Genomic DNA, 23,158 nt, shown 5'->3' on the forward strand with positions numbered 1-23,158 from the left:
TTTCTCACTTCAGATTGTGGGAGTTTATTAGTTTAAATATTTTCCTCATTTAGCTTATCCAACAAAATTATAATCTCAGTGGCTATATCATATGGTAAATCTTTATCGCTTATTGACATGATATTGCGCTCGCCCGCAAGGATGGATTTTATTATACTCATCAGTTGGTGTGGTTCATCGGAAGTTATTATTTGATTACTAACATCGGAAGCTACGTTTTGTTTGATTGCATGGAATACTTCCTTAAATAATATGCCTGATTTTTCATAGTTTTCGCCTCCTTTCCTTCTATATTCCAAAAATGCGGCAATGGCATTTTTTCTTGCATCGTGAGCTGCTGATAAATCTTTTTCCTCCATATGCAAACGATATGCCGTATGCCATATTTTCCAAGGTTCAATTTCGTGGGAATAATTTGAGCAAGCAATTGTGGAAATTGATAATTCATGTTTTGCCTCATCATACTTTTTTAGACTAATAAGAGAACTTGCCAAATTTGTCCTCCATCTATACTCTTTGAATGCACTTGAATACTTGACGGCAATGCTTATAGCTTGTTTGTAAAATTTGATTGCCTGCTCATGTTTTCCCCATTCTTTATATAAAAGTCCTAGCTCGGCTGAAATATCTGCTTCATCCATAAGTGTTCCTTGACTTGATGCAATAGGGAGTGCTTTTCTGTAAGCATCTTCTGATTTGATATATATTTTTTGTTTTCTATATGTCATTCCTATCTGGTGGAGTGTTTTCATAATGGATTGTGGTTCCTTAAGTTTTTCAAATAAGCCTAAAACTGTACTAAAACCACTTAGTGCATCATCAGTGCGATCTTGTAGAAGCCTAACAATAGAGAGTTGAAAAGCTGCTGTGGCGACCCCGCGAATACTAAGAATTTTTTTATTTATCTCAATGGATTTTATATAGATTAATGCGGCTTTTTCATATTCTCCAGTATTTATAAAGCAACCTGCTTGATCAGTAAGAGATGTTAGCTTCATAGACGCGACTTCTTTATCCATATCAATGTCACTAAAGCACTCATATGCTTTCTGTAAAGGTTCTAAAGCCAATGTGTATTTATTTAGCTCCTTTAATGATCTTCCAATAAGCAAATACGTAATGGCAATATCATATTTTGCACTTTTATATTTAGACTTCTGCTTGCTTAAATCATGTAGTCTAATTGCGGCATCGTAAGCTGCTTGTGATTTATTCTTTTTAAGAAGGTATTCAATGTCCAGTTTTTTTGATTGAAATGTAAATGCATTCCATTCTTTTATGTGCATTGTTAGTGCCCTTCTGATTTTTCTTGCTTTTTGATAGCAAACTTCCAAGGTGGTTGGCTCAAATGCTTGCTCAATAAAGCTTGCAATTCCAGTCGCCTCGCCATAACCAAAAACTTTATTTTTAATTCCAAGCTCTAAGTTGTCAAGTAAAGCCATCAAATTATTGCGTTGCAATATTGTTAATTGACGCATTTTGGAAGTATCTATAGATGCATTGCTACTAATAAATGCAACTAGCTTTACATTGGTTCTTATCCAGGAGAGCTTGGTTTTATATAATTTCTTTTGAGAAATATTTTGGCGCAGATATAATGGAAGGCTTGGGTCAAATCGAAAGAAATCATATCCAACATTCTGAGCTAAGCCAATATGAACGAGATCGTTTAATAAGTTGAGAGAATTTTCTCTGTCTATTTCCAGAACATCGCTTATTTCTTCTGGTCGTCCACCATCATGAAAGACAGCTAATCCTTTGATTTTTTCTCTAACCTCTGGAGATGATAACCTTCGTAACGACAGTTCTACACTAGCAAACAATGAGTTTTCTCGATTTCTAGGATGCTTCTTTGCTAGTTTGATCATTATATGCTGCACATTTTCGGTGGTGGCACTTACCCCAGTTTGAACCAATTCTTGCGCTAATAATACTAGTGCTCTTGCATGGCATCCCACTGAATTGACGAGTGCATCCACTTCCTCTAGCGTATTGTTCTGATTATCACCATGTAAGCTCAAGCCTTTGTTGTTCATAACTTGCATTACCAACTTTTTGGCATCATCTAGGCTTAATGTGCCGAGTTCAATATCGTAGGCTTTGTGGTTGAATGGAGCGGGAAGCGTTTCGCGGGTTGTGAATAGTAATCGAATTTTGAGGGATGACTTCAGCAGCTTATCAGCTAGAGCCAACACAGGCTCAGTATTGCCCACATCTGCTAGCAACGATTCCATGTTGTCGATGACTAGCAGGGTACGCTGGGTTTGCAACACTTGGATGATAGGTTGCAAAGCTGCATCCAGATCATTGCCGTATTCCGCTACGCTGTATTTTTCATCCACTAACTGTTTGCCGAGAATGTCCACAATGGTACGTTCATGGGTGTAAGTTTCCACACTCACAAATGCGCAACGCTCAAAACGGCGGCATTGTACCAACCAGCGAGCCAGTTCTACCGCAACGGCTGTTTTACCGATACCTCCCATACCCCGGATGACAGCATAAGGCTGCCTGTCCAATAGGCGTTCGAGTTTTAGCAGGTCACGGCTACGCCCAATGAAGGTGTGTTTGGGCGTTTCTGGTAAATCACCAAGCAACAATTTCGGTTCTGTTTCATCGGGCAGTTGTAGCGCATGGCTGAATAAGCGTGGGTCATCTTCCCGTTGATACAGCACTGGCACAAACCAGTCCTGCATGTGTAACGTTCCTGCCCCGGCAATATTGATACGGTCAGTGGATTGCATCAGGGCTTGTCTACCCGCTAATACGGCTGATCCAATCCGTTGCCCTTCTGCCAGTTGTTGGTAAAACGTGCTGACAAACCGCCGTGCTGTTTCCACCAATACGCTATGGCTCATGGCAATGACAGAGGCCACACCCGCTTGCAACAAGGCTGCCGCTACCGATGCGTTGGGGTCGGTATGCTCTTGTTTCTCTGCTTCACTTTGCCCGGTTTGGCAGGCTTCCAGAAATACCAATGGCAGAGGATATTCGGTTAGTAGTGCTGCCAAATCATCGGCGTAAATCCGCTTCACAAACTCAGGCAGTAATTTCTTATTGTCCAGTGGATGTTCAAAACACAATGCGCCCCTGCCTGTCTTGGTATCAAATACCCCATGCCCATCAAAATGCAGCACATGAAAGGGATTGCCCGTTGCTTGTGCCTGACGAAGTTCAGTTTTTAGTTGCTCAAATGTCGGTGGGTTCACACGCACCAGTTCCACCCGTTTACCCAAACTTTCTACTGCCTCTACCAAGGGTTTGATACTGGCGCGGTGGTCAATGTAACCGGCTTGAGAAGGGCGCGGACTCACTGCCAAGACACGAAGAACCGTCTGGTTTTGAGCGCATGGAGTAACGGAGGATGTATCTAACCTTGGCAGATTACGCCGAATTCGCACAGGTGGATTATGCGTAAGCAAGTATTGGTCATGGTAGCGCAACAGTTCCCACGGAAACCCTAACAAACGGCTGGCGGCTGTTTTGGATTCAGGTGTATCACTCACTTGCACATACAGGCTGAAGACAGGTTCATGGTTTGATGATGCGTCAAGCCATTGTTGGAACACGGGTTGTGCTGAAGGTGAGGCCGTTATCGCTGTCAGCAGTTTGTCGCCCCATTGCGGAAAATACCGTTCAATCCGTTCTGCCCGTTCTTTGAATAAGCCGACAGGCCAGATGTAGTAGCTTTCCAGATACCACTTGATGTCATCCGCTTCCAGTAAACCGATGGGAGCAATAAACGGAAAATGCTCACTTTGGGCGACTGCCATACCATTTAAGGTAAACACCATTTGGGTATCAGCCGCTACCCGTTCGGTGTTGTCATCCCGCACCATCAAGCGCGGATTGGAGAAGGTTAAACGTAGCTCCGCGCTTGATGTGGTTTTCATGGGGATTATTCCTGTACTTGCATGGCTTTGATGATGTCATCCAGATTTTCGGCTTTGACCGGATAGGGGATGCCGTTGACTTCCAGCCAGATGTATTCGTGATCACGAGTCAGGATAGATGTTGCCCAAGCAACTAACTCTTCCAATTTCTTTCTGGTCTCGAGCAAGCCATGAGCAGAATCTATTGCTAGTTTGATACCAGAGAGCATCAATAGAATTTGGCTGAAATCAGAACTAAATTCGATACCTCTACTGTTCGCATCGGTGGCATTCAAGGCTGATGTATTGGCAGGTGTCGCCTCTACCTGCACTTGCCATGCAGTTTCTAGGTATTGCTGAAGTTCATAAGCGGTATCGGCTGCGGTGTCTGGCGAGCCTTGGACAATAAAACGGATGTTGGACATACTGTACCTCGAAGATAGCCCAGTTGAGATGTGATTTTAAGCAAGTATAGCAAAGCACGAGTGACAAATAGGGAAAGCCTTATCGCTGAACGGTTGGGTAGGGATATGTAGTAAACCTTACATGCCCTCTGCTTTGTTGCAAACGAAACCAATAAGAGAATTTGTCAAAAGCCAACTGATTCATGCACATAGGTAAGTGTGCGCAAGCTGGCACATTCCCTGCATTACCCATCCCATAGTCATTTCCGGGAAAATGTCATGGGATACCTCTCCACCCACAAGATCACCAAGCTGTTCCGTATCCGGGGCGGCGTACACCCGCACGATTGCAAGACCCTGAGCGCGAATCAGGCGATTGAAGACCTGCCGATGCCTGCACTGCTGCACATCCCGCTGCAACAGCACATCGGTGCGGCAGCGAAACCGGCGGTGCAGCGCGGCGATCACGTCCTCAAAGGTCAATTGCTTGCCAACAGCCAAGGGATGATTTCCGCACCTGTCCATGCCCCGACTTCCGGGCGCGTGGTCGGGGTAGGGCATTACCCCGCGCACCACGCTTCCGGCCTGTCGGTACACACCATCACCCTGCAACCCGACGGCAAAGATGAGTGGATAGCTCTCAATCCACCCGCTGACCCGTTCACCCTCGACCCTGCCGAAATCGCCACCCGTGTAGCCGCCGCTGGCATCGTTGGGTTAGGCGGCGCAACCTTCCCCTCCGCCGTCAAACTTAACCTGCGCAACCGCTACAAGCTACACACGCTGGTGATCAATGGCGCGGAATGCGAACCCTACCTGACTTGCGATGACCGCCTGATGCGCGAATATTCCGCGAATACCATCGACGGCATCCGCATCATGGCCTACGCGCTGGGGGTGGAAAATATCGTCATCGGTATCGAAAACAACAAGCCCGAAGCGCAAGCCGCGATGCGCGAAGCTGCTACCGCTTTCCCCAATATCCAAGTGGTCGGCTTACCGATGCGCTACCCGATGGGTTCGGAAAAGCATCTGGTGCAAACCCTCACCGGCAAGGAAACCCCGGCGCGTGGCCTTACCGCTGACATCGGCATCGTGGTGCATAACCCGGCAACCGCGTTGGCAGTGCGCGATGCCTTGCGCGAAGGTAAGCCGCTGGTATCCCGCGTGATGACGGTTTCCGGTGGGGCAATCCACAAACCGCGCAACCTGCGGGTACTGCTGGGAACCAAAGTGCAGGACGTGATCGACTATTGCGAAGGTTTCAATGTCGAACCCACCCGTTTGATTAGCGGCGGCCCGATGATGGGCAATGTACTGCCCGATACCCGCGTGCCGACCGTCAAGGGTTGCAATGGCATCCTTGCCCTCACCACCAAAGAAGTTTCCGAAAATCAGGAATCGCCCTGCATCCGCTGCGCCAGTTGTGTGCAAGCCTGCCCCTGCGGGTTGTTACCGCTGGAAATGGCAGCCAATGCCCGCGCTGGCAACCTCGATGCGGTAACGAAGCTGGGGTTGATGGACTGCATCGCTTGCGGTTCGTGTTCCTACGTTTGCCCCGCGCACATCCCGTTGGTGCAATATTTCAACTACGCCAAGGGCGAACTTGCTAACCGCCAACGCGCCAAGCACAAGCAGGACGAAACCAAACGCCTGATTGAACAACGTGCCGCCCGCATGGAAGCACTCGAACGGGCGAAAAAGGAAATGATGGAACGCCGTAAACGTGAGGCCGCCGCCAAAAAGGCCGCCGCAGCCGCCAAACAAGCACAGGAGGCCAACGCATGAGCATGATCAGCAGCCCGCACACCCATTCCGGCAAGAGCGTACAACTCACCATGCTCTGGGTGATGCTCGCACTTGCCCCCGCCACGGTTTTTGGCCTGTACCTGTTTGGCTGGCCTGCCATCAGCCTGTTCCTAATTACCGTTTTGTCCTGCCTGCTGGCGGAAGCCATTGCGCTGAAAATCATGGGTAAACCGATTGGCAAATACCTGTTTGACGGTTCCGCCATCCTCACTGGCTGGTTGCTGGCAATGAGTTTGCCGCCGTCCGCCCCGTGGTGGATCGGGGTACTCGGTGCGTTTCTGGCGATCATTGTCGGTAAGCAAGTGTTCGGCGGCATCGGGCAAAACCTGTTCAACCCGGCAATGGTGGCGCGGGTGGCGTTGCTGATTTCCTTCCCGCTGGAAATGACTACTTGGGTGACAGCCGATGGTGTGAGTGGCGCAACCCCCTTGGGGCATATCCGTACTGAAACCGGGCAGGGGCATACCTTGTCGAGCCTTGCCGACAGTTTGCCCAGTGTCAGCGACATGGGGCTGGGGATGATCGGCGGCAGCATGGGCGAAACCTCGGCGGTATTGCTGTTGCTCGGCGGTTTGTTCCTGCTGTGGAAACACATCATTACTTGGCATATCCCGGTCTCGATGATTGGCACGTTACTGTTGCTGGCGGGGATCATGCACGCAATTAGCCCGGAAGTTTATCCCGGCATGGAAGTACATCTACTGGCGGGCGCAACCTTGCTGGGCGCATTTTTCATCGCTACCGATCTGGTTACGTCACCCGTTTCACCCACTGGGCAACTGGTGTTCGGCGCGGGCTGCGGGCTGCTGGTGTACGTGATCCGCACGTGGGCAGGCTACCCGGAAGGCATGGCGTTTGCGGTGTTGCTGATGAATGCGCTCACGCCGCTGATTGACCACTATTTCCGCCCGCGCATTTACGGACGTGACCGCAAGGGCGAACCGCTCAACTACGCCAGCGAGGAGGGCAAATAATGACGACTGAAACCAAAACGCCATTGCTGGAGCGCGTCCCTTATCAGACCATTCTGCTGGGTGTATGCGCCGCGATTGCCGCTGGCCTGTTGCTGGGGGTGGATAATGCCACCCGCGAACCAATTGCCCAACGCAAGATGGAAGACCTGCAAGTGTCACTGGCGCAAGTCGTACCGAATGAGCTGCACGACAACAATATGGTAGCAAAGCCGTTGTTGCTGACAGGCGCGGATGGCAAACCACTCAAGGTTTACCAAGGTACGAAGGTGGGCAAAGTCACCGCGCTGGTGTGGGAAACCGTCGGCTTCGGCTACGCCGGGGAAATCCGCACCATTATCGCGCTCGACCCGGACGGAAAAATCCTTGGTACGCGGGTGTTGTCGCACAAGGAAACACCGGGCTTGGGCGACAAGATCGAAGCCGCCAAGACCGACTGGATTACCAAATTCACGGGTCTCTCCTTGGGCAATCCGCCCGAAGACCAGTGGAAGGTGAAAAAGGATGGTGGCCAATTTGATCAGTTCAGCGGTGCAACCATTACCCCGCGTGGGGTGGTGAAGAGTTTGCGCGAAGCCCTGCAATTTTTCGCGGCGCACAAAGCCGAGATGCTGGAGATGAAACCATGAGTACTGACTATAAACGGCTTGCCAGCGATGGCTTGTGGGACAACAACGTGGTGTTTGCGCAAGGGCTGGCACTGTGCCCGACGCTGGCTGTTACCAGTACAGCCACCAATGGCTTGGGGATGGGGCTGGCAACCACTGCCGTTTTGGTGGTTTCCAACCTGCTGGTGTCATCGGTACGCAATATCGTCAGTCCGGCAGTGCGGATTCCGGTTTACATCACTCTGATTGCCACGCTGGTGACGCTGGTGGATATGGCGCTGAATGCGTGGGTGCATGAGCTTTACAAGGTGTTGGGCTTGTTCATCGCACTGATCGTGGTCAACTGCGCGATTTTGGGACGGGCGGAATCGTTTGCTTCCAAAAATACGCCGTTGCCGTCGATGTTTGACGGGTTGATGATGGGGCTGGGGTTTACGCTGGCCTTGGTGATCCTTGGCGGGGTGCGCGAAGTGCTAGGCAGCGGCACGCTGTTTGCCAGTGCTTCGTTGCTGCTGGGCAAGGCGTTTTCCTTCATGGAACTGACCATTATCCCCGGTTACAAAGGGTTCTTGTTGATGATTTTGCCGCCGGGCGGGTTTATTGCGCTGGGTTTCCTGCTGGCAAGCAAGCGGGTATGGGACAGGAGGAAAGCATGAACGTGGGTATCGCTTACGCCGATAAATTCAAACAAACGTGGCTGAAACTGGAAGTGCCGGATGGCAGCACGGTGCAGGAAGCCATTGAGTTTTCTGGCTTACTGAAACAGTTCCCGGATGTGGACTTGGAAAATCAGGCAGTGGGTATTTTTGGCAAGATCACCAAGCTGGATGCCAAGGTGGGAGAGGGCGACCGGGTGGAAATCTATCGTGCGATTACCGCCGACCCGGAAACGGTGGAACGGAGGGACAGGGCAGATGACAGTGATTAATGTGGTGAATATTTTTGTATTGCTCGGTTGGTGTAACCGCTCGATTTAAACTTTGGTGGAAATATTATGGAATCATCATCGGCGATTGAACTCGCCAAACATATCCTGTTGTCGTTTGGTTTGATACTGGGGGTTGGGACATTTTTCAGTATTGTTGCCAACAAGTTGAAAGTGCCTGATGTGGTCGTGTTTCTGTTGGTGGGGATGTGTATGGGGCCTGCAATGCTGGGTCTGGTGGACATCAAGGCCGATTCAACCCTGAACCAGCTTATCTTGATTTTCGGTTCGTGCTACATCCTGTTTGATGGTGGTGCTTCGATCCGCCTCAAGGTATTGAAAGAAGTGTGGATCACGCTGGTGGTGATTGCCACGGTCGGGGTACTGATCACGGCGGCGATTACCGGCGTGGCGGCGTACTACATTTTGGGGCTTGCGCCGATTGTGGCCTTGCTGCTAGGGGCAACGGTTGCTTCCACTGACCCTGCTACGCTGGTTCCGGTGTTCCGTCAGGTCAAAATCAAAGATCGGGTGGCGCAAACGGTGATGAGTGAATCCGCTTTCAACGATGCGATGGGCGCAATTGTGACCTTCGCGGTGTTGGGTGTGGCAATGGGGCAGGGTGAATTCTCCCTCAGTCATGCAGTTGGTGATTTGCTGTGGCAGTCCGTGCTGGGGATCGTGGTTGGCGGGGTGCTGGGCTATTTGGCAGCACTGTTGATTGCGCACGAGAAAATGAATTTCCTCTCAGAATACGCGCCGCTTGTGAGTTTAATGGCGGTTATCGGGGCGTATATGGGGGCGGATGGTGCTCATGCCTCCGGTTTCATGGCGGTTTTTGTGTTCGGTATTATGCTGGGCAACAAAGATATTTTCGGTTTCCAGATGGAAGAGCGTGAGGCTGAAAAGCTGGAAGATTACATCCTGACCACTGCGCTGATCATGCGCATGTTCATTTTCATCCTCTTGGGGGCGCAAGTGGATTTCGCACTGATGAACCAGTATCTGGTTGGCGGTGCGTTGGTGGTGGTGATTTTCATGTTTATCGCTCGCCCTGCGACTGTTTTCTTGTGTGCTTTGCCTGATCGTAGGGCTAAGTGGGACATGAAGGAATTGTTGTTCATGTGCTGGACTCGTGAAACCGGGGTCATTCCGGGCGCATTGGCAGGCATGTTGGTGGGAATGAAAGCACCGGGGGCGGAAATCATTGCCTCTGTTACTTTTATTGCCATTCTGATGACGATCCTGATTCAGGCGACGACCACCAAGTGGCTCGCCGGGAAATTGGGGCTTTTGGAATAAAATCCTAGCTGATGCTCAGGTAATTGGAGAATAGCCACATGGCAAAACCCGAAAAACACGTTTTCATTTGCACCCAGCAACGCCCGCAGGGGCATCCTCGCGGTTCATGCGGTGCTGATCGGGATGCCTTTTCGGTGTTCGCTGCGTTCAGCATGGAACTGGATCAGCGTGGGTTGTTCAACAAGGTGCAGGTCACGTCCACTGGCTGCATGGGGCCGTGCAACCAAGGCGTCAGCGTGCTGGTGTACCCGGAAGGGGTGATGTATCGCGGCATTACGCAAGCGGATATTTCTACTGTGATTGAGCAACATCTGGTCGGTGGCAAGCCAGTGGAAAGTTTGCTGATGCCAGCCGAGCATTGGGGTTAAGCATGAATGATCATTTGGCAGAGAAAATCCTCCAGAATGCGGCACAAGCCGATGTGATCTGTCAGGAACTCAACCGGCAAATTCTCAAACTGGGTTTCCCGCCGGAACGCGCCGATGTGACGTTGGGTAGCCATGTGCAATACAGCCTACAACGCGACACCTTTTCGGGGCTGGATTCGTTGGTAGGGGTGTGGACGCATCCGACCAGCGGCTACAAGACGGGGATGCTGCTGTTCCATGCGGATGAAACGTTCTTTGCCGAATACGACGTGTTGCAGCCGCACCCGAGCAAGCGCAAGTGGTTTGTGGAAGCGGTGACGGTGTGGGGCAGAGGCGACGACATCAAGGGCGACCCGCGTTTGTTGCCTGCATTGGGGGAGTGAGCTTCTTCTGTTCCCGCCTACATCCCGACCGCGCAATGTAGGTCGGGAAGCAATAAACTCAGCAAAAATTCACTATGGGGAAGTGAAGTTCGCTGTTACGGCTTGTGCAGCCGACATGGATACTTTGCAAGTCGTTATTCCCGCACAAATTCCTGACCATCCTGTAAACCTTGAACCCGTATTGGCTTTGGCTGAAAGTGTTACGGTGGTTCCACTGGTGTAGTCTTCGGTACAGTCTGGGGTTGCTGATGTATCACAGGTGATGCCAGTGCCAGTCACTTTACCGAGACCATTGCCTGCCTTGCTGACAGTGAGTGTGTACAGTGGCTTGAAGGTTGCGGTAACGGTTTTAGTCGCCGTCATATTTGCGGTACAAATATTGCTACTAACGCTGCTGCAACCTGTCCATCCCGTGAACTTGTAACCTGCATCCGGTATTGCCGTGAGGGTAACAGGTGTTCCTGTGCGGTAAGCGTAGGCGGCAGTGGTGCAGTTAGCCCCGCATGTGATGCCTGCTGGTGTGCTGCTGACTGTGCCATTACCTACTTTGTTGGCGGTAAGGTTGAAGGTGATGTAGTCGAAATTAGCAGTGACGTTTTTGGCTTCACTCATGACGACGGCACAGCTACTGGTAGTACTGGTGCAACCAGTCCAGCCAGTAAACTTATGGCCTGCATCCGGTGTGGCGGTAAGTTTGGTACTTGCACCACTGAGGTAATCCTCTGTGCAGTCTGGTGCTGCTGACGTGTCACAGGTGATGCCAGTGCCAGTCACTTTACCGGAGCCATTGCCTGTTTTGCTGACATTGAGTGTGAAAAGCTGCTTGAAGGTGGCGGTAACAGACTTGGCTGCTGTCATGCTGACGGTGCAGACATTGTTGCTAACGATGGTACATCCCGACCAGCTTATGAAACGTGCATTCGGGTTCGCTTGGGCGGTCAGTGTTACGCTTGTGCCAGTGTTGTAGGTTTCGGTGCAATCTGAGCCACAACTGATTCCAGTGGGTAAACTAGTGACAGTGCCGTTACCTGCGTTCTTGACTGTCAGCGTGTAAGCTTTGGTGAAGTTTGCCGTCACGGTCTTGGCTGCATCCATTGTTACGGTACAACTCATACCTGTGCAAGCACCACTCCATCCAGTGAAAACATAACCTGCTGCTGGCGTGGCACTTAATGTCACATCTATGCCTGGGCTATAGTTTTCCGTGCAGTCTGAACCACAGGTGATGCCTGTTGGCGTGCTGTTGACGGTTCCTGAACCAGATTTAATGACAGTCAGTTTTACTGGCGTAGCGACTGGGCTGACAGTAAAGCTTTGGTCGACGTTAGGCGCGGAGCTATAGGTGCTGTTCCCCGCTTGGCTGGCGCGGATAGTACACGTTCCCGCTGCCACCAAATGTACCGTACTGCTGCTCACACTGCATACGCTAGGGGTTTGGCTGCTGAAACTGACAGGTAATCCAGAGCTGGCGGTGGCACTGACTGCGAAATCTGCCGTACCCAAGGTTTTGCTTGCCAGTGCACCAAAACTGATGGTTTGGGTTTGGGCAGTAGCTACCGGAATGGAGCCAGAGAGGAAAAATTGCCCCAAGCTACCGTAATCAGAGTAAGGGGTGGTCAAGTTGCCGACGCCTTCCACGGACAGGTAATAGCGCCCCGCTAAGAGGCTTGTTGTAATCACCGCATCCGTATCGTCAGTTTTGTCATTTTCAATGACTAAGCTGCCATTGCTGTCGCGTAACGCGGTGTGAATGTCAAGGTCTGCCCCACGGGTGTTGCTGGCTTGCCATGCAGGGGTGGCTTTTAAGGTTACGTTGCCACCCGATGTGTCGAAATAGAAAGTGTCCACATCCGTGCTGGATTGGATGACCCCTTTATTTGCCGTGGTAGCATTGTTTGGGTCGGTGGCAGGTGTGGTTGAGGTAATTGTGCCAGCCGCATCGGCGACAATGGCGGTCGCGCCGCTGCTGGTATTGCTGTGCTCATCTGCGCGGGTGGTCAACTTGGTGGCAATAAGGGTAACGTCGTCTTCGGTGTTACTGGCATCGGTGTATTCACCTTTGCTCCACTGCGACACATTGCGGTTATAGCCAGTCCCCATAATTGGTCCCCAACTGATGTAGCCGGAACCCATCCCACCGAAATAGCCAGTGGTGCTGGTGGCATCGTGGGATAAACCAAGGTTATGACCTAATTCGTGCGAGGCAGCTTCGGCTACGTAGTCGGCGCGTCCGCCGCCGAGGTTGTTGTAGTAAACCAATGCGGGTGAGTAATAGCTGTAATAGCTTGCCCCCCAGACATTGACATAGGCAACGCCGCCCGCAGTGCTGGCAGGCATAGCGACACTGTTTGCATCAGTGTTCTTGGTGATGAGTACCCGCCCGGTATTGGCGGTGAAAGAAACGGGTTCTTGGGTAGTAATATCAACGTCAAAAGGCGCGTAGTCTTCTGCAATCCGTCGCCACACTTCCGCAATGCTGGAAAGTTCTGCGGCGCTGAACGATGCGCTGTTCCCGTCCAGATCGTAAGGCAGCGCGTTGAATGTTGCTGTTGCGCCGCTGTTCCACGCCGTTCCGGTGATTGCGTGCCCGTTAAAGTCAAGGTACACCACTTTGCTGGAGCCGGGTTTGCTGTGCAGGGCAAACGCTTCAGTGGCAGTAATGGCTTGGGTGCTTGGGCTAGCAGCTACGGTAGCACCTTGTTGTGTTGGTGTAGGGAGGAATGTATCGGCGTAATAGATGTCACCCGCGTTGTCTGAGCGCAAATGCGGGAGGTCGCGCTCAGTAAACGTGAAGCGGTGCAAGTGGTTCATCGCCCGTTGTTGGGCTTGGGCAGGTAATCCGTGTAAACGTTGGCGGAAATTGCCGTCCGGCAAATCGGTGAGTTGGAAAGCACTCCCGCTCCTGAACACTTTCGGGCGGAACCCTTGACCATTGGGGGCAGCGGTAACGGAACTGGATAACAGTACCGCACTGAGAACACCGATGAGCAGCGACCTGCCCACCTTATGCTTGTGGATCATGGCACTCATACATCAATCTCCCTCGTTTTTTGATTAACTGGGCTTATTGTACGCGCCGAATATTTTTTGTTCTATCCCAAAAACCGCTGATACGCCGGATTCTCCGTCTCATCCCAATATTCGTACCCAAGGTCACGTAGGAAGCAGTTAAACCCGCCGCGTTCTTGCGGCGACACCTGAATCCCCACCAATACCCGCCCAAAATCGGAGCCGTGGTTACGGTAGTGGAATAAGCTGATATTCCACCCCGCACTCATGCTAGTGAGGAAATGCAGCAACGCACCGGGGCGCTCCGGGAACATGAAACGGTACAGCACTTCATCCTGTGCTCCGTTGGAGTGCCCGCCGACCATGTAACGCAGATGGATTTTCGCCACTTCATTGTCGGTTAGATCAGTAACTGAATAGCCTTTGGCTCGTAAGTTATGCAGCAGAGTTTCGCGTTCTTGCCGTCCGCCGGAAATTTTTACCCCGGCGAACACTTGCGCATCGCGGGCATCGGCGTAACGGTAGTTGAACTCGGTGATTGGGCGGTTGCTGATGGCATGGCAGAATTCGCGGAAACTGCCGGGGCGTTCCGGGATCGTTACCGCCAGCAACATTTCGCGGCCTTCGCCCAATTCGGCGCGTTCGGCGACGTGGCGTAAGCGGTCGAAGTTGATGTTCGCGCCGCTGGCAATGGCGATCAGGTGTTTGCCTTGCAGTTGGTGTTCGGCGACGTATTTTTTCATGCCCGCGACTGACAATGCGCCTGCGGGTTCCAGCAGGGTGCGGGTGTCTTCAAATACGTCTTTGATTGCCGCGCAGGTTTCGTCGGTGCTGACTAAGATCACTTCGTCGACTATGTTGCGGGCGATCTCGAAGGTCTTTTCGCCAATCAGTTTCACGGCAGCGCCATCGGCGAATGTGCCGACTTGCGCCAGTTGTACGCGTTCGCCTGCTGCTAGCGAGGTGTAAAGCGTGGGCGCTTCCTCGTGTTCCACGCCGATGATCTTAGTGTCGGGATAGAGGTATTTGAGGTAACTACCAACCCCCGCGACCAAGCCGCCGCCGCCCACGCACAGGAAAATCGCGTCAATTGGGTCGGGGTGCTGGCGCACGATTTCCATGCCGATTGTGCCTTGCCCGGCGATCACGTCGAGGTCGTCGAAGGGGTGCACGAAGGTCATGCCCTGTTCTTTTTCCAACTCGCGGGCGTGGGCGTAAGCCTCATCGTAGGAGCTGCCGTGCAATACCGCTTTGCCGCCGAAGGCTTCCACTGCGCGGATTTTGATTTCCGGGGTGGTTTTGGGCATGACGATGGTGGTGGCAATGCCGAGTTTGGAACCGGACAATGCCACCCCTTGCGCATGGTTGCCTGCCGATGCCGCGACCACGCCACGGGTGCGTTCTTCGGGGGTGAGCAGGAACATGCGGTTGAATGCGCCGCGCAGTTTGAAGGAAAACACTGGCTGTAAATCTTCGCGTTTGAGGAAGATTTCATTGCCCAAGCGTGTGCTCAGGCTACGCGCCCGATCCAGTGCGGTTTCGATAGCCACATCATAGACGCGGGCGGTGAGGATACGTTCGATCAGGGATTTGCTCATAATTCCAACTTTTGCGGCTGTGCCTTTACGTGGCGGTTAGTATATTGCAAACTCGGGCTTGAAAAAGATTTTTGCAACATCACAGGAAAGATTTATGAGCCAAGATGCTATGAAAAAAGCGGCAGCAGAAGCCGCATTAGCTTTCGTTGAACCGGGCATGGTCGTGGGGATTGGTACGGGTTCCACCGCCAACCATTTCATCGACTTGCTGGCAGGAATCAAAGGCAAAATTGACGCAACCGTTGCCAGTTCCATTGCCAGTGCGGATCGCCTGCGCGGTCACGGCATCCGTGTGCTGGATTTGAACGAAGCGGGGCAATTGTCGTTGTACGTGGATGGCGCGGATGAATCCACCGAATTCCTGCATTTGATCAAAGGCGGTGGCGGCGCACTGACCCGTGAGAAAATTGTGGCGGGTGCAAGCGACAAGTTCGTGTGCATCGCTGACGATTCCAAACTGGTACGCACGCTGGGCAAATTCCCCCTGCCGATCGAAGTGATCCCGATGGCGCGTTCACTGGTCGCGCGGAAAATGGTGGCAATGGGCGGCACACCCGTGCTGCGCGAAGGTTTTACCACCGACAACGGCAATATCATTCTTGACGTGCATAACCTGACTATCCTGAATCCGGTGGAGATGGAAAACCTGATTAACCAGATTCCGGGGGTTGTTACTAACGGGTTGTTTGCGATCCGTCCGGCGGATGTGTTGATTTTGGCGGGAGTTGGTGGGGTGCAGACGCTAGTGTAGAACTTTTGCCTGCTAGCGTGGTCGAATTTGTGCCTGCCTTTTGCTGAGAGTATCATTTCGGTGATACGGTTTCTTTTTCTCTGCCCTGTTACGGGCAGAGTCTCTACGGTAGCAATGGTTTCAGTAGGAGATGGTTTTATGTTTTCGCGCTGCCTCACCAAATTTGTAGTTAGTACAGGGTTTGCCTTGTCGCTATTTGTACCCCAATGGGCATGGAGCGATGTCTTGCAGGCTGCGAGCTTTCCCGCTAGTGCACTTAATTTTGAACTTCAAACGCTGCCTGCGCCAGCTCAACAAAGGGCACTGGATACGTTGGGGCGGGTCGCTTTCTCCAGTGCTGACATTCCTTTCCTTCATGTGGATGCTTCCGGTGCGGTTTACATTGAAGACCATTTTACCGTCCCGGAACAATACGAAGAGGCTGCTATTGCCCAAACGCCTTCAGTTGCCCAAATCACAGAAGCTGAGGCATTCGCTTTGCACAGTAAGCCCGGCTCTAGCAAAGTCGTCTATTTGGACTTTAATGGGCATGTGATTACGGGCACTGCTTGGAACTCCAGTTCTGGAGTCATAACCTATAACGCATTAGCGTATGACACCAATGGTAATGCGGCAAGCTTTAGCGCGGCTGAATTGGCGAGTATCGCCAGTATTTGGCGGCGAGTGGCAGAGGATTATGCCCCTTTCGATATTGATGTCACTACTCAAGAACCAGCATCTTTTACCACTAATACCGGGCGGATACTCATCACCAAAAATACCGATGCCGGTGGTGTGGCAATGCCTGCCAGTACGGCAGGTGGAGTAGCGTATGTCGATGTATGGGGCAAGGCGAATTATGCCACTTATTCCCCAGCACTGGTATATTACAATAACTTAGGTGGTGGTCGGAGCGACTACGTGACAGAGGCGGCTTCCCACGAGTTAGGTCATAACCTTTCGCTAGGGCATCATGGTACGTCTTCTTCGGGGTATTATGATGGGCATGGATCAGGTTTTGTTAGTTGGGGGCCTATTATGGGGACAGGGTACGATAGGCATGTTTCTCAGTGGAGTAAGGGGGAGTATACTGGGGCGAATAATTCATCACAGGATGATATAGCCAATATTACTGCCCGTTTAACGGTACGGAGTGATGATCATAGTGATGCCGCTTCTGGGGCAAGTATGATCACATTTACAGATGTTGGAAATATTGTTTCTACTACGCCAGAAACAGATGCGGGCAATTCTCAAGCATCTAACAAGGGAATTATTCAGTCTCGAACTGATGTCGATGTATTTTATTTCGATACTATCGGTGGCAGTACAACATTGAAGGCAACCCCGTTGCGTGAAAGTGCAAACATGCGGGGTGGTAATTTGGATGTTCAGTTGACCCTGAAGAATTCGTTGGGCAATGTGGTCAGTACAGTCGATCCAACTGATGATACTCACGCGGAAATCGCTACAACTTTGGCGGCGGGTAGGTATTACCTGTTCGTGGAAGGTGTTGGTAACGCAACGTCGCCATATTCCGATTACGGAAGCATTGGGCAATATTTCCTGTCAGGTTCCGTTCCTATCAGCGATGCAGATGGTGACGGAGTAGCTGATATTAACGATGATCCCGGCAATGATCCCAAAGTGGCAACACCTGCTGACTTACAGGGAGGGAAGATAACCATTACTGCACCGAGTAATCTGATGGGTGTTACGGTTTTGCCAGACTCGGATTCTAGTTTGCCTAGCACTGGCAAACCTGCCAGTACGAGCTATACGTTTCCTGATGGGGTGATTCAATACAGAGTGAGTGTGGCTCCTTTTGGTGCAACCATTACGGTCACTCTTACATTCCCTTCTGCTATTCCTGCCAACAGCAAAGTCTATAAAATAACGAGTGGTGGTGGCTATGTTGAATTTCTTGGGGCACAGATTTTAGGAAACCAAGTCACGCTGACACTTACGGATGGCGGTGCTGGCGATTCTGATGGTGTTGCCAATGGCACCATTGTTGACCCAGTAGCTGTAGCTGTCCCTGTTTCCAGCGGTGGCGGCGGTGGAAGTAGTGGGGGCGGCGGTGGTGGTGGCGGCGGTAGCGCCGACCTTTTCACCCTATTCGGTTTGATGTTGGCCTTGTTGCTGGGGGCGCGAAAGCGTTTGCCAGCTTACCGCCGCAACAACACATAAACCGCCCCTGTCCCCCCATCCACCACCCGTGCGGAGTGGAACGCCAGCACCCGATCATGCTGCCTTAGCCAATGGTCGGTCTTGGTTTTAATCACCGGGCCGCGATGGTCGGAACGGTTGCCCTTGCCGTGGATAATGCGCACACATTCGCCAATTCCGATGTGCGCCCCGTGCAGGAATTGCAGCAACATCTGCTTGGCCTGCCGCGCATTCAGCCCATGCAAGTCCAACTCGCTGGCAACGCGGTATTGCCCGCTGCGCAATTTACGAAATACTTTGTATTGGATGCCGGGGCGGCAATAACTGAGCATATCCCCCGGTTGCAATTCGGTCGGGTCATATTCGTCAGAAAGCATGTCGTGGATAACTTGTTGCTCGTCTGCCAATGTCTTGAGCGGAATCGCGGGCGGTTTTGGGGTATCATGCACAACGTGGTTGATGGGGCGTAACGGCGTCACGTCCTGCAAAGATTCGCGGAATAATGCACGGTCTTCAATACTCATGAACATATTGCTCAGTAACGACGATGGCTTTCTTGCCCCCGGTATCAATCGGTTGCGCGAAGCGTTGATGGAAGTGTCCAATGTTACCACAGTCGCACCCGATCAGGATTGCAGTGGGGCGAGCAATTCCCTGACGTTGCGCAATCCCTTGCGCATGACCCAGCGTGCGGAAAATTTTTACAGCGTCAATGGCACACCGACGGATTGCGTCCATCTGGGCTTAGGATTGTACGCGCAAGACCCGGACATTGTGATTTCTGGCATCAATGCTGGGGCTAATTTGGGCGATGATGTGCTGTATTCGGGAACCGTCGCGGCGGCGATGGAAGGGCGTTTCTTAGGCTACCCGTCGTTGGCAGTTTCACTCACAGCATTTCATTCGACCCATTTGCCTGTCACACATTACGCCAGTGCGGTGCAGGCGGTGTTGCATTTATTACCGCACCTGCAAGCCTATCCTGACCGGGGCAGCATGATCCTGAATGTGAATGTGCCGGATATACCGTGGGAACAGATACAAGGTTTCCGTGTGACCCGTTTGGGTAGCCGTCACCGTTCGGAAGCGGTAATCCGTGAAGTTGACCCACGAGGACGCGACATTTTCTGGATTGGCCCACCGGGTGCAGCGGCGGATGCGGGGGAGGGCACGGATTACCATGCGGTCGCAGCGGGTTACGTTTCCATTACCCCGATCCATTCCGACATGACCCGCCACCGGGCATTGGCAGAAACCGCCCGCTGGTTGGAGGGATGTGATGGCAAAGCGTGAGTTGGATATTCAAGGCATCGGCATGACTTCCCAGCGCACCCGTGACCGGCTGGTAGGGCGTTTGCGCGAAAGGGGCATCAAAAACGAAGCGGTGCTGGCGGTGATGGGCAAGATTCCGCGCCACCTGTTTGTCGATGAAGCGCTGGCAACCCGTTCCTATGAAGACACCGCCTTGCCAATTGGGCATGGGCAAACCATTTCCCAGCCCTACATCGTTGCCCGCATGACGGAATTGCTGCTGGCAGGCGATCCTCCACCAAACAAAGTACTGGAAGTGGGTACAGGTTCCGGCTATCAAGCCGCCGTATTGGCAGCACTGGTGAAGGACGTGTTTACGGTGGAACGTATTGAGCCGCTGTACCGTGCTACCCGCGCCTTGCTTTACGATCTGGGATACCGCAACATCCGCACCTTCCTGAGCGATGGCAGTTGGGGCCTGGAACGGGAAGCCCCTTTCGATGCCATTATTGCCACCGCCGCGCCGGAAACCATTCCCCCCGCCTTGCTGGAACAATTGGCAATCGGTGGGCGCTTAGTCATCCCCACGGGCAAACAGATGCAGGCGCAGGTCTTGAACGTGATTACCCGTACCGGCGAATCCAGTTATGAAACAGTAGCGCACGAACCCGTGCTGTTTGTGCCCTTAGTGAGTGATCGCCAGTAAAAGCAAGTGAATGATATTTGCTAATTGGGAAACTTTTTCTTACAGTTAGTAACAAATTGTTTACGCACAAAAATTGTGAGTGTCTTTACACCCCCCTTGGATTTATCAGTGATAAGGTGAAATCATGGACAGAAAAATCAAACTGGCAACAGCTATCGCGTTGGTTGGCCTGACGACGGCAGCTTGCGCCCCTAACCCTTATTGGCAGTACCCCGGAGCCAATAACTACAATCGTGGCACTACCGTTGCAAGAAGCGCCCCACAAGCGGGCGGAGTGGCTCATAACCATTGCGGCAAAGTACATACGCATGTATTGCCACCGCAAGGTTTGGCACACCATCACGGTGATGGCTGTATGGCAGGTGCTGCGGGCAATCCCCCGCCAGTTAACAACCAACCACCCGCCAATACCTACGCTTACAACCCACCTGCGAATAATAACCCTTACACAGGCAGCACCTCAGCCGGGGATTATTCCAGCTACAGCACACCGAAACCTGCAACCAATACGGGCAGCAGTTACTACTACGACTACAGCGGTTCAGGCAGCAATGCGACAGGTAGTACGGCGGCAACTGGCAGCAACACTGGCACGTATTACGATTACGGGTACACGGGTTCAACAGGTGGCACAACATCCACGACCGCACCTGCCAGTACAGGTGGCACATACGCAGGCGGTGATACCTATGTCGTCCAGCAGCGCGACACCGTGTTTCAGGTCATGCGTAACACCGGGGTTTATTGGAAAGACATTATCCGTCTGAATAATCTGCAAGCGCCTGATTACACCATCAAACCGGGTCAAACCTTGCGGCTGAAATAATTTCGGCAAATGCTACAAACAAAAAAACCCGCCTAGCACGCGGGTTTTTTTGCTTCAGGCGGATGGTATCAGCAGACGCCAGTCAAGCAGTTTTCGTTCTTGTCAGCAACGGAAGGACGTTTGTTAGAACGGATATAATTCTGCAATTGGGCAGCAGAAATAGCACCCATGTGGGTGTCAACAACCCGGCCTTGTGGATTGATGATATAGGTGGTTGGTACACCGTAGATCAAACCCAGTGCGAACATGGTGCTGTCCTGTGTTGGCACGATGGGATAGGCAAGATTACGCTGCTCAGCAAACTGTTTCAGTTCACTGGCAGGGGTTTCACCCGCTTCCATGCCGAGTACAACAACCTTGTCCTTGAAGCGTTTGGCAACGCTATTTAATGCTGGCAACTCTGCTACGCATGGGCCGCAGTAAGTTGCCCAATAGTTGACAATCACCCATTTCCCACGGTATTCGGAGAACTGATGGTGTTGCCCATCAACATCCTTGAACGAAAAATTAGGAGCCTGATTGGCAGAAACGACTGACGTCATGGACGCGAGAAGAAAGACAGACAGCGTAATTGCCCGTTTAAACAGTTTCATCATTAACCCTCAACTTTGGTTGGCCCTATACACACAACAAAATGCCAGCAATCACGTCTCGGAACGGGTATTTTTATTGTAAAGTATCTTCTTAACCGTCCAGTCCGACAATCAACTGCGGGGTCGCAAACCCCAGCAATTGATGCGTTCCGCTGGCGCACTTTAAGATAGATTGCGGTTCACTCAAGCTAGAGCATAAGCCTATGCCCCGCTAAAATTCAATGCAAGTTGTTTTTTTACGACAAATACCGCACATTTACCTGATAAAAGTCAAAACTGGTGCGCTTAAATTGTCTACAAAAAGATAAACCAACTTGATTTACTTCGCCTGCCAATAGCGCCGCAACCCTACTGCACCCAACAGCAATGATAGCAGTATTTGTGCCCACTCGCTTAGGGTGGGGACGGCTACCCGTGATGCTTCTGGGGTGCTGGCTTTTTCCAAATAATCGGCTACACCGTTGTTATTTTTGTCACCCGGTTCGTCAGCGGTTGGGATGCCATCGTTGTCGTCATCATTGTCTTTTGCGTCAATTTTGCCGTCAGTGTCGGTATCCCGAGGATTTAGGACATCGCTACCGACTTCTTCTTTGTCGCCGATGCCATCACCGTCAGTATCGGCAAGCTTCGGGTCTGTTCCTATGGCGGCTTCTTGCTTGTCGGTCAAGCCATCTTTGTCGGTATCCGTAGTGCCTGTATTGGTATCGGAGCTGTCAACGGTAAGGCTGACGGTGGCTTCGCTGTATTCCCCATTACCCAAGGTAACACGGTAGGTGAAGCTGTCAGCGCCAACGTAACTGGCTGTCGGCGTGTAAGTGACTTTACCGGATTCAACTTTGGTCGTGCCGTGTTGTGCCGCGCCCGTACCCGTGTCTGGAACAGTCAACGTCGCTGTCTCGCCACTCGGGATGGTGTCGTTTGCCAGCACATCAATGCTGATGGCGGTATCAGAAGTCGTGGTGGCGCTGTCAACCGCAGCAGTGGGTTTTGGTGGCGGAGTATCCGAGCACGTGACAGCACCACCGTAGTTACCAAGGTAGTTATTGTCATCAGCAGAAACCCAGCCCAAGTTGGTGAACTGGTTGCCGGGGTTAGTGCCAACGGAGTTAGGAAGCTGGTTGAACGGGTCGTTGGCGTTATCCATCAATTCAATGCCAGCGACGCACGAACCGGCGTTGGTGGTGAAACTGAACGCTTCCACTTCGGTATCGGCTTTGAAACCAAATGCTGCGACGTTAATCGGAGAGAACGTGAAGGACAGGTAGTCCACACTTTTGTCGTCCGTTTGGCAGCCATCGGTGGAACAACTTCCATCCGCTTCCTCGGCGATAGCTGTGGAACTTTGTGTCCAGTTCGTCCCGGTTTTGGGATAAATTTTGTTGACCGTAAATTGGCCTGCACCAGCCACATGGGGAACACGTACTGTTACCTGCGCCGTGGTGCTTAAATCTTTGGAAGGGGTAGTGGCAGGGAGTAGATAGACATGGTAACGGCTATCGGTGGGACTCCATGCGATTTTGTATGAGACGCCATCTGTTGCGGCGAAAGCAGATTGCCCAACCTGCATGGCAGCCAGCAATAAAAGCCCTTGGGAAACAGTTCGAGTGATCGATTTGCTCATTTTTTTATACCGA

The 23,158-nt window shown here is 51.8% G+C and carries 20 protein-coding genes; 13 read left to right on the forward strand and 7 right to left on the reverse strand.

Annotation, left to right across the window (positions count from 1 at the left end):
• Positions 1–32: 32 nt before the first annotated feature.
• Entirely contained in the window at positions 33–3,893 is a 3,861-nt protein-coding gene (locus PHE17_RS18885) for a CHAT domain-containing protein (protein WP_301017470.1), read from the reverse strand.
• 5 nt (positions 3,894–3,898) lie between these two features.
• Positions 3,899–4,297 carry a hypothetical protein gene (locus tag PHE17_RS18890; RefSeq protein WP_301017471.1) on the reverse strand — a complete coding sequence of 133 codons (399 nt, stop codon included), beginning with the start codon at positions 4,295–4,297 and terminating at the stop codon, positions 3,899–3,901.
• A 258-nt stretch (positions 4,298–4,555) separates the two neighbouring features.
• Here PHE17_RS18890 and rsxC point away from each other — a divergent pair, with 258 nt between their 5' ends.
• From rsxC to PHE17_RS18930, 8 genes are all read left to right on the forward strand, one after another.
• Positions 4,556–6,064 carry an electron transport complex subunit RsxC gene (gene rsxC / locus PHE17_RS18895; RefSeq protein ID WP_301017472.1) on the forward strand — a complete coding sequence of 503 codons (1,509 nt, stop codon included), beginning with the start codon at positions 4,556–4,558 and terminating at the stop codon, positions 6,062–6,064.
• On the forward strand, positions 6,061–7,059 hold the full coding sequence (locus PHE17_RS18900; protein ID WP_301017473.1) for an RnfABCDGE type electron transport complex subunit D: 999 nt from the start codon (positions 6,061–6,063) through the stop codon (positions 7,057–7,059). The genes rsxC and PHE17_RS18900 overlap by 4 nt, the downstream gene beginning before the upstream one ends.
• A complete protein-coding gene (gene rsxG, locus PHE17_RS18905) occupies positions 7,059–7,685 on the forward strand; it encodes an electron transport complex subunit RsxG (protein ID WP_301017474.1) in 627 nt (208 codons plus the stop codon). Before PHE17_RS18900 ends, rsxG begins: the two co-directional genes overlap by 1 nt.
• Positions 7,682–8,320: an electron transport complex subunit E gene (locus PHE17_RS18910; RefSeq protein WP_301017475.1), complete on the forward strand. Its 639-nt coding sequence runs from the start codon at positions 7,682–7,684 to the stop codon at positions 8,318–8,320. The genes rsxG and PHE17_RS18910 overlap by 4 nt, the downstream gene beginning before the upstream one ends.
• Positions 8,317–8,592 (forward strand): RnfH family protein, encoded by a 276-nt coding sequence (locus PHE17_RS18915; RefSeq protein ID WP_301017476.1) that lies wholly within the window; start codon positions 8,317–8,319, stop codon positions 8,590–8,592. Before PHE17_RS18910 ends, PHE17_RS18915 begins: the two co-directional genes overlap by 4 nt.
• A gap of 66 nt (positions 8,593–8,658) precedes the next feature.
• A complete protein-coding gene (locus tag PHE17_RS18920) occupies positions 8,659–9,891 on the forward strand; it encodes a cation:proton antiporter (RefSeq protein ID WP_301017477.1) in 1,233 nt (410 codons plus the stop codon).
• Positions 9,892–9,929: 38 nt separating this feature from the next.
• Positions 9,930–10,259 carry a (2Fe-2S) ferredoxin domain-containing protein gene (locus PHE17_RS18925; RefSeq protein ID WP_301017478.1) on the forward strand — a complete coding sequence of 110 codons (330 nt, stop codon included), beginning with the start codon at positions 9,930–9,932 and terminating at the stop codon, positions 10,257–10,259.
• 2 nt (positions 10,260–10,261) lie between these two features.
• Positions 10,262–10,642, forward strand: a complete 381-nt coding sequence (locus PHE17_RS18930; RefSeq protein WP_301017479.1) for a hypothetical protein — start codon at positions 10,262–10,264, stop codon at positions 10,640–10,642.
• A gap of 72 nt (positions 10,643–10,714) precedes the next feature.
• On the opposite strand, the gene PHE17_RS18935 is transcribed toward PHE17_RS18930, so the two are convergent.
• Positions 10,715–13,672, reverse strand: coding sequence for a zinc-dependent metalloprotease family protein (locus PHE17_RS18935; RefSeq protein ID WP_301017480.1), 2,958 nt, complete (start codon positions 13,670–13,672; stop codon positions 10,715–10,717).
• Positions 13,673–13,734: 62 nt separating this feature from the next.
• Complete coding sequence (ilvA, locus tag PHE17_RS18940; RefSeq protein WP_301017481.1) at positions 13,735–15,249, reverse strand: threonine ammonia-lyase, biosynthetic; 1,515 nt, start codon at positions 15,247–15,249, stop codon at positions 13,735–13,737.
• Between the two features lie 94 nt (positions 15,250–15,343).
• Between ilvA and rpiA the strand changes: the two genes are divergently transcribed.
• Both rpiA and PHE17_RS18950 read left to right on the forward strand, forming a co-directional pair.
• Positions 15,344–16,000, forward strand: coding sequence for a ribose-5-phosphate isomerase RpiA (gene rpiA / locus PHE17_RS18945; protein ID WP_301017482.1), 657 nt, complete (start codon positions 15,344–15,346; stop codon positions 15,998–16,000).
• Positions 16,001–16,114: 114 nt separating this feature from the next.
• Positions 16,115–18,169: a choice-of-anchor U domain-containing protein gene (locus tag PHE17_RS18950; protein ID WP_301017483.1), complete on the forward strand. Its 2,055-nt coding sequence runs from the start codon at positions 16,115–16,117 to the stop codon at positions 18,167–18,169.
• Here PHE17_RS18950 and PHE17_RS18955 read toward each other — a convergent pair.
• On the reverse strand, positions 18,148–18,672 hold the full coding sequence (locus PHE17_RS18955) for a Smr/MutS family protein (protein ID WP_301017484.1): 525 nt from the start codon (positions 18,670–18,672) through the stop codon (positions 18,148–18,150). The genes PHE17_RS18950 and PHE17_RS18955 overlap by 22 nt on opposite strands.
• Here PHE17_RS18955 and surE point away from each other — a divergent pair.
• The 3 genes from surE to PHE17_RS18970 all read left to right on the forward strand — a co-directional run bounded on the left by surE (position 18,671) and on the right by PHE17_RS18970 (position 20,931).
• Complete coding sequence (gene surE, locus PHE17_RS18960; protein WP_301017485.1) at positions 18,671–19,441, forward strand: 5'/3'-nucleotidase SurE; 771 nt, start codon at positions 18,671–18,673, stop codon at positions 19,439–19,441. The genes PHE17_RS18955 and surE overlap by 2 nt on opposite strands.
• Positions 19,428–20,105, forward strand: a complete 678-nt coding sequence (locus PHE17_RS18965; protein WP_301017486.1) for a protein-L-isoaspartate(D-aspartate) O-methyltransferase — start codon at positions 19,428–19,430, stop codon at positions 20,103–20,105. The genes surE and PHE17_RS18965 overlap by 14 nt, the downstream gene beginning before the upstream one ends.
• Before the next feature lie 124 nt (positions 20,106–20,229).
• Entirely contained in the window at positions 20,230–20,931 is a 702-nt protein-coding gene (locus PHE17_RS18970; RefSeq protein WP_301017487.1) for a LysM peptidoglycan-binding domain-containing protein, read from the forward strand.
• A 68-nt stretch (positions 20,932–20,999) separates the two neighbouring features.
• On the opposite strand, the gene PHE17_RS18975 is transcribed toward PHE17_RS18970, so the two are convergent.
• The gene (locus PHE17_RS18975; RefSeq protein ID WP_301017488.1) at positions 21,000–21,524 is read right to left on the reverse strand and encodes a TlpA disulfide reductase family protein; all 525 of its coding nucleotides are present in this window, start codon (positions 21,522–21,524) and stop codon (positions 21,000–21,002) included.
• Between the two features lie 319 nt (positions 21,525–21,843).
• On the reverse strand, positions 21,844–23,145 hold the full coding sequence (locus PHE17_RS18980; protein WP_301017489.1) for an IPTL-CTERM sorting domain-containing protein: 1,302 nt from the start codon (positions 23,143–23,145) through the stop codon (positions 21,844–21,846).
• Positions 23,146–23,158: the final 13 nt, after the last annotated feature.

It is taken from the genome of Thiothrix sp., from assembly GCF_028714775.1.
GTDB lineage: Bacteria > Pseudomonadota > Gammaproteobacteria > Thiotrichales > Thiotrichaceae > Thiothrix.

What these genes read in the sequence shown, in the direction of transcription:
- PHE17_RS18885 (WP_301017470.1), bottom strand. Translation starts at nt 3,893, where the DNA reads ATGAAAACCACATCAAGCGCGGAGCTACGTTTAACCTTCTCCAATCCG.
- PHE17_RS18890 (WP_301017471.1), bottom strand. Translation starts at nt 4,297, where the DNA reads ATGTCCAACATCCGTTTTATTGTCCAAGGCTCGCCAGACACCGCAGCC.
- rsxC (WP_301017472.1), top strand. Translation starts at nt 4,556, where the DNA reads ATGGGATACCTCTCCACCCACAAGATCACCAAGCTGTTCCGTATCCGG.
- PHE17_RS18900 (WP_301017473.1), top strand. Translation starts at nt 6,061, where the DNA reads ATGAGCATGATCAGCAGCCCGCACACCCATTCCGGCAAGAGCGTACAA.
- rsxG (WP_301017474.1), top strand. Translation starts at nt 7,059, where the DNA reads ATGACGACTGAAACCAAAACGCCATTGCTGGAGCGCGTCCCTTATCAG.
- PHE17_RS18910 (WP_301017475.1), top strand. Translation starts at nt 7,682, where the DNA reads ATGAGTACTGACTATAAACGGCTTGCCAGCGATGGCTTGTGGGACAAC.
- PHE17_RS18915 (WP_301017476.1), top strand. Translation starts at nt 8,317, where the DNA reads ATGAACGTGGGTATCGCTTACGCCGATAAATTCAAACAAACGTGGCTG.
- PHE17_RS18920 (WP_301017477.1), top strand. Translation starts at nt 8,659, where the DNA reads ATGGAATCATCATCGGCGATTGAACTCGCCAAACATATCCTGTTGTCG.
- PHE17_RS18925 (WP_301017478.1), top strand. Translation starts at nt 9,930, where the DNA reads ATGGCAAAACCCGAAAAACACGTTTTCATTTGCACCCAGCAACGCCCG.
- PHE17_RS18930 (WP_301017479.1), top strand. Translation starts at nt 10,262, where the DNA reads ATGAATGATCATTTGGCAGAGAAAATCCTCCAGAATGCGGCACAAGCC.
- PHE17_RS18935 (WP_301017480.1), bottom strand. Translation starts at nt 13,672, where the DNA reads ATGAGTGCCATGATCCACAAGCATAAGGTGGGCAGGTCGCTGCTCATC.
- ilvA (WP_301017481.1), bottom strand. Translation starts at nt 15,249, where the DNA reads ATGAGCAAATCCCTGATCGAACGTATCCTCACCGCCCGCGTCTATGAT.
- rpiA (WP_301017482.1), top strand. Translation starts at nt 15,344, where the DNA reads ATGAGCCAAGATGCTATGAAAAAAGCGGCAGCAGAAGCCGCATTAGCT.
- PHE17_RS18950 (WP_301017483.1), top strand. Translation starts at nt 16,115, where the DNA reads ATGGTTTCAGTAGGAGATGGTTTTATGTTTTCGCGCTGCCTCACCAAA.
- surE (WP_301017485.1), top strand. Translation starts at nt 18,671, where the DNA reads ATGAACATATTGCTCAGTAACGACGATGGCTTTCTTGCCCCCGGTATC.
- PHE17_RS18955 (WP_301017484.1), bottom strand. Translation starts at nt 18,672, where the DNA reads ATGAGTATTGAAGACCGTGCATTATTCCGCGAATCTTTGCAGGACGTG.
- PHE17_RS18965 (WP_301017486.1), top strand. Translation starts at nt 19,428, where the DNA reads ATGGCAAAGCGTGAGTTGGATATTCAAGGCATCGGCATGACTTCCCAG.
- PHE17_RS18970 (WP_301017487.1), top strand. Translation starts at nt 20,230, where the DNA reads ATGGACAGAAAAATCAAACTGGCAACAGCTATCGCGTTGGTTGGCCTG.
- PHE17_RS18975 (WP_301017488.1), bottom strand. Translation starts at nt 21,524, where the DNA reads ATGAAACTGTTTAAACGGGCAATTACGCTGTCTGTCTTTCTTCTCGCG.
- PHE17_RS18980 (WP_301017489.1), bottom strand. Translation starts at nt 23,145, where the DNA reads ATGAGCAAATCGATCACTCGAACTGTTTCCCAAGGGCTTTTATTGCTG.